The sequence below is a fragment of the Enterobacter sp. CM29 genome (genome assembly GCF_013179605.1).
GTDB classification, from domain to species: domain Bacteria; phylum Pseudomonadota; class Gammaproteobacteria; order Enterobacterales; family Enterobacteriaceae; genus Enterobacter; species Enterobacter intestinihominis.
Genome location: NZ_JABMCU010000164.1, coordinates 1 through 10,076, shown reverse-complemented (window position 1 = coordinate 10,076; position 10,076 = coordinate 1). Strand labels below are relative to the sequence as shown.

The 10,076-nt window shown below is 52.7% G+C and carries 10 protein-coding genes and 1 other RNA gene; 4 read left to right on the top strand and 7 right to left on the bottom strand.

Annotated elements, in window-relative coordinates; all coding sequences use genetic code 11:
• Nucleotides 1-479: molecular chaperone (locus HP459_RS17540; protein WP_171936551.1), on the bottom strand; the 479-nt coding region annotated here is incomplete at its 3' end.
• Between the two features lie 57 nt (nt 480-536).
• Complete coding sequence (locus HP459_RS17535) at nt 537-1,067, bottom strand: fimbrial protein (RefSeq protein WP_022647861.1); 531 nt, start codon at nt 1,065-1,067, stop codon at nt 537-539.
• Between the two features lie 354 nt (nt 1,068-1,421).
• Here HP459_RS17535 and HP459_RS17530 point away from each other — a divergent pair, with 354 nt between their 5' ends.
• Both HP459_RS17530 and HP459_RS17525 read left to right on the top strand, forming a co-directional pair.
• Complete coding sequence (locus tag HP459_RS17530) at nt 1,422-2,081, top strand: winged helix-turn-helix transcriptional regulator (protein WP_022647860.1); 660 nt, start codon at nt 1,422-1,424, stop codon at nt 2,079-2,081.
• Between the two features lie 77 nt (nt 2,082-2,158).
• Nucleotides 2,159-2,788 carry a helix-turn-helix domain-containing protein gene (locus HP459_RS17525; RefSeq protein ID WP_023299922.1) on the top strand — a complete coding sequence of 210 codons (630 nt, stop codon included), beginning with the start codon at nt 2,159-2,161 and terminating at the stop codon, nt 2,786-2,788.
• A 46-nt stretch (nt 2,789-2,834) separates the two neighbouring features.
• On the opposite strand, the gene HP459_RS17520 is transcribed toward HP459_RS17525, so the two are convergent.
• The 3 genes from HP459_RS17520 to HP459_RS17510 form a co-directional block, all read right to left on the bottom strand.
• Complete coding sequence (locus tag HP459_RS17520; protein ID WP_003857766.1) at nt 2,835-3,029, bottom strand: YdiH family protein; 195 nt, start codon at nt 3,027-3,029, stop codon at nt 2,835-2,837.
• Nucleotides 3,030-3,114: 85 nt separating this feature from the next.
• A complete protein-coding gene (gene menI, locus HP459_RS17515; RefSeq protein ID WP_023305978.1) occupies nt 3,115-3,525 on the bottom strand; it encodes a 1,4-dihydroxy-2-naphthoyl-CoA hydrolase in 411 nt (136 codons plus the stop codon).
• Nucleotides 3,522-6,578 carry an FAD-binding and (Fe-S)-binding domain-containing protein gene (locus tag HP459_RS17510; RefSeq protein ID WP_171936550.1) on the bottom strand — a complete coding sequence of 1,019 codons (3,057 nt, stop codon included), beginning with the start codon at nt 6,576-6,578 and terminating at the stop codon, nt 3,522-3,524. Before HP459_RS17510 ends, menI begins: the two co-directional genes overlap by 4 nt.
• A 199-nt stretch (nt 6,579-6,777) precedes the next feature.
• Between HP459_RS17510 and ydiK the strand changes: the two genes are divergently transcribed.
• Both ydiK and rprA read left to right on the top strand, forming a co-directional pair.
• The gene (ydiK, locus tag HP459_RS17505) at nt 6,778-7,893 is read left to right on the top strand and encodes an AI-2E family transporter YdiK (RefSeq protein ID WP_022647856.1); all 1,116 of its coding nucleotides are present in this window, start codon (nt 6,778-6,780) and stop codon (nt 7,891-7,893) included.
• A gap of 209 nt (nt 7,894-8,102) precedes the next feature.
• An RNA gene (rprA, locus tag HP459_RS17500) (antisense sRNA RprA) lies at nt 8,103-8,210 on the top strand.
• 404 nt (nt 8,211-8,614) lie between these two features.
• On the opposite strand, the gene HP459_RS17495 is transcribed toward rprA, so the two are convergent.
• Together HP459_RS17495 and HP459_RS17490 are read right to left on the bottom strand one after the other, a co-directional pair.
• A complete protein-coding gene (locus HP459_RS17495) occupies nt 8,615-8,818 on the bottom strand; it encodes a hypothetical protein (RefSeq protein ID WP_171936549.1) in 204 nt (67 codons plus the stop codon).
• Between the two features lie 358 nt (nt 8,819-9,176).
• On the bottom strand, nt 9,177-10,076 hold a 900-nt coding region (locus HP459_RS17490; RefSeq protein WP_171936548.1), incomplete at its 5' end, for a glycoside hydrolase family 3 C-terminal domain-containing protein.

Sequence of the window (10,076 nt, the reverse complement as noted above, 5' to 3'; positions counted from 1 at the left end):
TGCAGAGCATTTCCCGCACGACGCCAGGTTAATTTGTTGGTTTGTTCCTCAGGGGTAGACGCACGAAGGCTCTCTGGCCGATAAATAAGTTTAATCCGCGTTTTGACGGCAATTTGCAGCGAGTTCATTTGCTTTGAGGCTGATGGAATAGCTTTAATGTTCAGCCAGAATAAACTCTCCTGCCCCTGAGGCAGCGAGCCTGTCATGACAATACGCTCAAGGTTTTTTTGCCCGCCATCCAGCCGATACAGCGGAGGCGTAATAATAAAAGGCGCTTTACCGGATTGCCCATCCTGAACATCAATCCACGACTGGATTAAATAAGGAACGTCATCAGGATTGGTGATACTTATTGACGCTTCTTTTTTTGCCCCATCGAAAATAATGCGGGTGCCGCCAATAACTACTCCAGCACTGGCGGATGTTAACGTCAGCGATAACAGCGCCATCGCCAGGCCAGTTGTCGTTATAAAACGCATTTCAATACCTCATAAAACAAGGGGCCGGGAAGCCCCCTGCTAATTACTGCCAATGACTTAGTTGTAAACCACTGAGAAGTTCGCGACCGAGTTAGCCGGGCCCGCGGTTACGGACGCTGCGGTGGAGATATACTGCGCGTAGAAGTTCAGTGTATTATCAGCCGTACTGCTGAGCGCGTAGGTATAGCTGTTGCTGCCGTACAGCGGCAGATCGGCTTTATCTGCAGTCATCAGGTTAATCGCTACCCCTGTGGCCGCCCCCGCCACGGACGTATCAATCGCCAGCAGGCTGGCGTTGGTTAAATCCGGCGTACCGTCAAAACGGACTTTTGCATTAGTGACCGTCACAGGACAGTTTTTCAAAATAATATTAAACTGCGTCGCAGCCGTTCTGGCTCCCGCCGTCGGGAATTCCGTTTTATAATAATCGCCCAATACCACCACCTGGTTCTGAGATGCCACATCTACGTCGCAGGCAGAATCCAGAATATTTCCGTTAAAATTAACGGTACCTGCCGCTGCAAATGCATTGGTCATGGTGAGTACAGAACCTGCCGCTAACATTGCCATCATCAATTTTTTATTCATAATTCTCTTTCCTGTATTACTTTATTTATTACCGATATTCAGTTGCAGAAATAAAACCCCTTTCGACGAATCAAAATTTATACAACTCTTTTTCTACGCACAATCGATTTTAGGGTCTAGCTGTAGACTCTCTTTTAACAAAAACAAAACAAATTACTTTGGAAATATCTTAACAATAAAGTCCCCGGTCTACTTTTAGACCTAAGTCAAAAATGTTTCAAATTCAACTAATTAACACTCATTAATAGGCAAGTCTATAATTAGACTCGACGAAAATATTCCCTGACTAACTGTTTTTTAAGATAATTCTTTATGTCGATCAAAAAATGATCGCATCAGTGTATGAGGCCTCTTATGAACACCCGTATTGCGCCCGTTTCAGGCAATGAAATAACAACAGTGCTTGGCGCTAAGCCTCTTAAGCACATTGAAAAAATAATCGATAATGTTTTGCCGCATACGGAAAGATGCATCATGGCTAAAGGTGAAGTCATCCATTATTATTCCGGTGATATCCGCCAGTGCTTTTTACTGTTACATGGCAGCGTGGCATTGCATCGTCGAGGTGACGGTATCGTCTTAAATTCCGAATCCGCACCTTTTATACTCGGCGTGAGCAGCCAGTTTTCTTCTGAGCACCTCTACGTCAGAGCGCTGGAAACTTCAGAGGTGGCTAGCGTTACGCTGGAGCGTTTTAATCACGTAGTCGCACAACAGAATTTATGGGAGTCCTTCTCGAACCTGCTGATCTATACCGCATCGCGGGTTTACGAACATTGTGCCCAGATATCGCAGATGTCGGCTTACGACATTATCCGCTTTCAGCTGGTAGAACTGATGCAGGAGCCGGAAGCCATAAGACAAAGCATTACCGCCGCAGCCTATATCAAAAGCCGCACCTATCTTTCACGCAGCGGCATTATGCGGATCCTGGCGGAGTTGCGGACGGGGAAATACATCACTATGGAGCGCGGCGTGCTAATCGAGATCCATCACTTACCCCGCAAGTACTGAGGCTGTTTTTATCTCTGGAGAAGGTGGAAAATAAGAGCGACACTATAGAAAGTACAGTCTCTTTCCAGGTTAACGCTATGTCTTCTGACAAACCATCGCATCGCGGCTCTCCCTATGCCCAGGAACTGATTTCCCACTTACAGCCGCACTGCGCCACGTATAAAACCGATCCCGGTGAGCAACTTGATCTCCAGGTTAACGGGCAGAGTATGTGTTATTTAATTCTCGAGGGCACAATCGCGATATACAGAAGAAGCGACGACATGATGCTTACCACCGCGCGCAGTCCCGCCCTGTTTGGTCTCGCTAATCTGACGGACATATATTTTAACGATTATCTCAAAACGGTGACGCCATGCCTGATCGGCGTGCTAGCAACCGATCGGGTGGCAGAAGTTATCAAAGAGAAGGCGTTATGGGGGCTGCTTTCTAATCATCTGATGTTTGTCTATAACCGCCTTTATCACAACGTCATGCCGAAAGGTGCGCCAACGGCTTACGAGATGATTCGTCAGCAGCTCATGATGCTGATGCAGGAAGATGACAACTACCGACGCAGCGTGACGGCGGAAAGGTACATCCGGGATAAAACCCGGCTTTCCCGCAGCGGCGTAATGCGGATACTGGCTGACCTGAAAACGGGCGGGTTCATCGAAATGGAAGAAGGCCGGCTCATTAAAATTAACAAGCTGCCTGCCAAATACTGATTTTCAGACACAAAAAAGGCCGCGCGGGCGGCCTTTTCTTCACTGCTCAATGGACGTGAACGCCCAACCGCCAGGCAAAGTAGATCTCTTCTTTCAGCTCGTTTGAAGAGAGCGCCAGCAAATCCGTAAATTCCAGCTCAAGTTGTTTCAGCTTTTTCAGGTACTGCGCCGGAGACAGATTGCTTTTATCGCGACGTAAATATTCAATTGCCAGCTGTGTTGGGGTTATTTCAGTATCCATGATGTCCTCGCTTATGTTCAAAACGTGACCAGTATATCACAATCAGACGGCTAATTTTTGACCAAAAGCAAGACATTCGGAAACTTTACACAACGGCCGTCGTCAGTCTGGATGAACAACACAGGCGATCCTGCTCGTCCAGAATATCAATCTGCCACACCTGATGACGACTTCCGGCGTGCAGTGCGCGGCAAACACCGCGCACGCGCCCGCTGCGAACGGAGCGGATGTGGTTGGCATTGACCTCCAGCCCGACCACCTTCTGCTCCCCTTCCGTACACAGGTAACCCGCGACCGACCCCAGCGTTTCGGCCAGCACGACGGACGCACCGCCGTGCAGCAGGCCAAACGGTTGATGAGTACGGCTGTCTACTGGCATCGTCGCTTCAAGTTCGTTATCGCCAATGCGCGTAAACTGGATATCCAGCAAACCGACCATGTTTTCCGCACCCATGGCATTTAAGGCCTGCAGAGTGACCGCACGTTTCCAGATCATCCGATAATCTCCAGTAAAGCCTGCAAGGGATGGCGAACGCCGTTACCTTCCACCCGTTTCACCTGGCTGCGGCAGGAGTAGCCCGTCGCCAGACAGCGGTTACGCGGCAGGCGCTGCATTGCCTGGTGCCACGACAGCTCGTAAATGCCGAGCGAGTTAGCGTGGTTTTTGACTTCATGACCGTAGGTTCCGGCCATACCGCAGCAGCCCACGCTGACGCTTTCCAGCTTCGCGCCAAAGCGGGCGAAGATAGAAGCCCACTGGGCAGGCGCCGTCGGCAGCGCGGTCACTTCAGTGCAGTGCCCAAACAGGTACCAGGATTCTCCGCTGACCTCCTGAGGGGCCGTTTGCTTCAGCACCGCAGGCAGCCACTCATGCACCAGTAAGACCTGAAAATCACCACGCTTATCGCCGAGCGTCTGCTTATATTCATCCCGGTAACAGAGCACCAGCGCCGGATCGACGCCCACCATTGGCATATCGAGCTGCGCCACGCGATTCAGGAAATCTGAAGTTTTCTGCGCGGTTTTCGCGAAGCGGGTCAGGAAACCTTTAATGTGCTGCGCCTTGCCGTTCGGCGAGAACGGCAGTACCACCGGCTGGTAGCCAATTTTCTCTGCCAGACGGACAAAATCAGCCACCACCTGCGCATCGTAATAGCTGGTAAACGGATCCTGCACCACCAGCACCACCTTCGCTTTCTGCTCAGGGCTTAATGCTTCCAGTTGTTCCAGGGTCATGTTCGCCGAGCGGTGCCCCACCAGCCGACGCTGGAGCGATGGCACCGACAGCAGCGGCAGATCCACCATGCCGATATGTTTTTCAGACAGTTTGCGCACCAGCGGCTGATTGATAAAGAAGTTAAAGGTTTTTGGCGCACGAGCCATTAGCGGCGCGTAACTCTCCACCGTTGCCACCAGATGATCGCGCATCGGGCGCAGATAACGCGTGTGGTACAGCTGGAGGAAGCGGGAACGGAATTCCGGCACGTCAATTTTAATCGGGCACTGGGTTGAACACGCCTTGCACGCCAGGCAGCCGGACATCGCCTCTTTCACCTCATGCGAGAAATCGTATTCGCCTTTATTCGCATGCCAGCTGTTGCGGGTCCGTTCGATGAGCCCGCGCAGGCTGGCGCGTTTTTCCGGCAGCTCCAGTTCCAGCTTGAGCGGGTCAATGCCGCGGTCAGCCAGCAGGCGCAGCCATTCGCGCACCAGCGTCGCACGTCCTTTTGGAGAGTGGATGCGGTTGCTGGTGATTTTCATCGACGGACACATCGGGCTTTTCAGATCGAAGTTGAAGCACAGCCCGTTGCCGTTGCACTCCATCGCGCCGCGCCAGGAAGCACGTACCGCAATCGGAATTTGTCGGTCATAGGTGCCGCGCTTGACGGCGTCTACCTGCAACATCGGCGCATCAACGCCCTCTGGCGGGCAGATTTTACCCGGGTTAAGACGGTTATCAGGATCAAAAGCGGCTTTCACCTTACGCAGCTCGGCGTAGAGTTGTTCGCCAAAAAACGCCGGGCTGTACTCGGCGCGGAATCCTTTGCCATGCTCTCCCCATAACAAACCGCCATATTTGGCCGTAAGGGCCACGACCTCGTCGGAGATCTCCTTCATCAGGATCTCCTGCTGCGGATCGCACATGTCCAGCGCCGGGCGCACGTGTAGCACACCCGCGTCAACGTGCCCGAACATGCCATAGCTCAGACCATGGCTGTCGAGCAGCGCACGAAACTCCACAATATAATCCGCCAGATGCTCCGGCGGCACGCAGGTATCTTCCGCAAATGGAATCGGCTTCGCCGCCCCTTTCGCGTTACCGAGCAGCCCCACCGCCTTTTTACGCATCGCGTAGATTCGCTCGATGCCGGAGAGGTCGTTACACAGCTGCCAGCCAATGACGCCGCCCTCACCCTGTGCAATCAACTCGTCCAGACGCTGGCAGAGCGTGCTCACCTGGCTCTCAATCAGCTCTGCGTCATCGCCGGCGAACTCGACGATGTTCAGACCGAGCATCTCTTTATCCGGCACGTCGGTAATCAGTTCGCTCACCGAATGCCAGACAATATCTTCCCGGGCCAGGTTCAGGACTTTTGAATCAACGGTTTCCACCGACAGCGCCCGCGCCTCCACCATAAACGGGGCATTACGCAGCGCGGAGTCAAAGGAGTTGTATTTGACGTTCACCAGACGGCGCACCTTCGGCAGCGGGGTGATATCCAGACGCGCTTCGGTGATAAAGGCCAGCGTACCTTCTGACCCGGTCAGTATGCGGGTAAGATCGAACTGGCTCAGATCGTCATTAAAGACATGGCGCAGATCGTAGCCCGTCAGGAAGCGATTGAGCTTCGGGAATTTGTCGAGGATCAGTTCGCGATTTTCGCGGCAGCGCTCCAGCACGGTGCGATAAATCCGTCCGCTGGTGGTGCTCTCTTTTGCCAGCGTTTCAGCCAGTTCGACCGGCAACGGCTGGGTATCGAGAATATCGCCCCCCAGCAGCACCGCCCGCACACCCATGACGTGATCGGAGGTTTTGCCGTAGACCAGCGAGCCCTGCCCTGAGGCATCGGTGTTGATCATCCCGCCAAGGGTTGCGCGGTTACTGGTGGAAAGCTCGGGCGCAAAAAAATAGCCATACGGTTTTAAAAACTGATTCAGCTGATCTTTGATTACCCCCGCTTCCACACGCACCCACCCCTCTTCCGGGTTGATCTCAATGATGCGATTCATATAGCGGGACATATCAACGATGATGCCCTGGTTCAGCGCCTGCCCATTGGTGCCCGTCCCGCCGCCGCGCGGGGTAAAGACCAGGGAGCTGAAACGCTCCTGCGACGCCAGACGGGCGATGAGGGCCACATCGGCGGTAGAGCGCGGGAAAACGACGGCATCGGGAAGAAGCTGGTAAATACTGTTATCGGTTGCCATCGTCAGCCTGTCGGCATAATCGGTGGCGGTATCACCTGTAAAACCCTGTTGCTCCAGTGCCTGCAAAAAATTAAGCACCAGTTGAACGACGCCCGGTGCCTGAGAAATCTGTGGGATCATTGCTGTCGACCCTAATGAGAAGAGTGTGAAATCGTTTGCGTTGTGTCTGGAAAGTTTTATCACATTTTTTTCTTATGTGCTTCGTAGAATTACGGGCAAAATCCGCCTGTCAAAAATCGCTGAAATCACTAATGATTAGAGAGATGCGGTTTATATTCCCATCAGCCTTGCTGGTGTTCATTTAAGGAAAGTTTCGTTTATGGTCAATCTTCGTCAGCCCAGGGATGTCGCACAGATACTGCTGTCGGTGCTGTTCTTAGCCATTATGATTATTGCGTGTCTGTGGATTGTTCGTCCTTTCGTGCTCGGATTTGCCTGGGCCGCGACCGTCGTGGTCGCAACCTGGCCTTTACTCTTACGTTTGCAGAAACTGCTGTTTGGTCGCCGCGGCCTTGCCGTGCTGGTGATGACGCTGCTGCTGTTCCTGCTGTTTATTATTCCCATTGCGCTGCTGGTTAACAGCCTGGTTGACAGCAGCGGCCCGGTTATTCGCGCGGTCACCAGCGGTGACATGACGCTGCCGGATCTCGCGTGGCTGAACAGCATTCCTGTTGTGGGCGCAAAACTATACAGCGGCTGGCACAGCCTGCTGGAGATGGGCGGTAGCGCCCTGATGGCCAAAGTGCGCCCGTACATCGGCACAACTACCACCTGGTTTGTCGGGCAGGCTGCGCATATTGGTCGCTTCATGATGCACTGTACGTTGATGCTGGTCTTCAGCGCCCTGCTGTACTGGCGCGGCGAGCAGGTTGCGCTGGGGGTACGCCATTTCGCCACCCGGCTGGCAGGTAAACGCGGCGATGCGGCCGTGCTGCTGGCAGCCCAGGCCGTTCGCGCGGTGGCGCTCGGCGTGGTGGTCACAGCGCTGGTGCAGGCGGTGCTTGGCGGTATCGGGCTGGCGGTTTCCGGCGTACCTTATGCCACCATTTTCACCGTTGTCATGCTGATGACCTGTCTGGCACAGCTTGGTCCGCTGCTGGTGCTGGTTCCCTGCATTATCTGGCTTTACTGGACGGGGGACACGACCTGGGGCACGGTGCTGCTGGTCTGGAGTTGCGTGGTGGGCACCATGGATAACGTGATTCGTCCTCTCCTCATCCGCATGGGCGCTGATCTGCCGCTGATTCTGATCCTGTCTGGGGTGATCGGGGGGTTGATTGCCTTCGGCATGATTGGCCTGTTTATCGGTCCGGTGCTGCTTGCGGTAACCTGGCGTCTCTTCTCTGCCTGGGTGCATGAAGTGCCGCCACCCGGAACCGATCCGGACCTCATCTTAAGCGAACTTGAAGAGCTGGAAGATAAGAACGCGCAGTAAGAACCTTTGCCGGGTGGCGCTAACGCTTACCCGGCCTACACTCTTCGCAGGAATACTTAAACGTTGCTAAACTATTTATTCTCTGCGCACTGGTCAGACCCGCCTTTTCATGCCTAAAACCGTCATTCTCTTCAAGAAATCTTTACCTCCCTTTAACTATTGAGACGAATCCGATCGACTCATAAAGTTGGCATGCCTACTATTAAGACACGGTTATAAATCAACACCTTGATTTATAAGCATGGAAATCCCCTGAGTGAAACAACGAATTGCTGTGTGTAGTCTTTGCCCATCTCCCACGATGGGCTTTTTTTTTATTTACCTTATGCTGAGGGCATAGGATTTAGGCGTGTTTTAAACGAAACAACCGTTCATTACAGACGGATGAATAGCGATGAAAGAGTTTTACTGTTTAGTTCCATTCGTCATAAGCATATGCCATTTCACTATCAACTGAATATCTTTCTCGTACCGCCAGGTGTCCCTTTTACTCTGAATTATTAGTCGCCTCTGCCCGTTCATCAGCGCGAGCACGTTCACGTTGTAATGAGCATCACCACGTTTAAGGCGGCTGACCACTGCAGGAGCAGCGCCTGCATCTTTTTCTTCTGTCAATAATAGTTATGTGGGTTATTTTCCCGCCATAAGAAAAAAGATAAACGTCAAGGCAAGCACAGTAAATGATATAACAGCCAAACTGGCGTTCCTAAAAACGCCATCATTAAGCTTTATCTTTTATACTTTTTTCAACCTGAGCATGAAGATTCATGCAGTTTATATACCCTTCTCTACGCGCTGCGTTGACTTCCGTAGCGTGTCTTAACTCCATTGCTAACAACTTATCTTCCATGACAGAAAGGCGATAAATCAGGGCGCACACAATCATTAAAAGAATAATGAATAACACCGAAATATCTACAACCACTTAACCTCTCCAGTTACTTATTGAATCCTGAGTTCTGACGCTATGCACTGTAGTTCTTCGTTTTCCCTGCATTGCGTTGTCATGTAGCCGTTGCACAGGGAACTTAAATCAGACAGAGTCCGTATATTCATTTAAATTTCATCTTTTATAGCTAATCAAACCTATCAGGCTATCTGGCGCAGTCTTGCAACCAGCAGACGGTGAGGAGTAGCTATATCAGTTCCAGGCTCAGAGCAAGGCGGCTAAGACTATTCTTATGCGAACTATTTTTTTAAGTTATTAGTGCTTTGTAAGTTCATTTTCCTCTTTTGATTGCTTGAAAGAGGACTCGCCTTTGTGGCCAGGCGAGTCCTGAATATTAATTTTTACAAATTTCACTCCTACTCAACATCTGCCATTCCCCCTCCAGCACCCGCGTCTCCCCGGTCACCTGCACGTTCACCACCTCGCGAATATCCGCCGAGGACGCGCCAACCTGTAGCTCAAATTCACCTGGCTCGACAATTCGCTTCCCGTCCCGGCGGGTGAAATTAAACATCTCCACCGGCAAGGTAAAGGTCAGGGTGGCGGTTTCTCCCGGTGAAAGCGTAACGCGTTGAAACGCTTTCAGCTCCTGAAGCGGACGAACCTGCGTCGCGACTTTGTCACGCACGTACACCTGTATTACTTCGCTGCCGCTGCGCTCCCCGATGTTACTGACATCGACGCTTAACACCACCTCTCCGTCGACCGGGACGTGGCTTTCAGCGAGACGCGCCGCACTCCAGCGAAACTGCGTCCAGCCAAGACCGTAACCGAACGGGTAAAGTGCGCCGAAATGGAACGCAAACGGCGTGCCGCCGCTTTTCAGCTTGTGGTTATAGTAGTACGGCATCGCCCCGGCGTTTTTCGGCACGCTGACTACCAGCCTGCCCTGCGGCTCCGCGCGGCCGGTTAAGATATCGGCAATCGCCCAGCCCCCTTCCTGCCCCGGTGCCCAGGCCATCATCAGCGCGGCCACCTTCTCTTCCAGCCCCTGAAGGTTATAAGGACGCCCGCCCGTCATGACGACAATTACCGGCTTGCCGGTTGCCACCAGCTCCTCAAGCAGCTGTTGCTGCACGCCCGGCAGATTCAGCGAATCGGTATCCGATCCTTCCCCCACGGTACCGCTCTGGAATAGCCCGGCGAGGTCGCCCACGCAGGCCACCACCACGTCACTCTCTTTTGCCGCGCTCACGGCTTCGGGGATCAAATCCGTGCGTTGTGAAACCGGCGA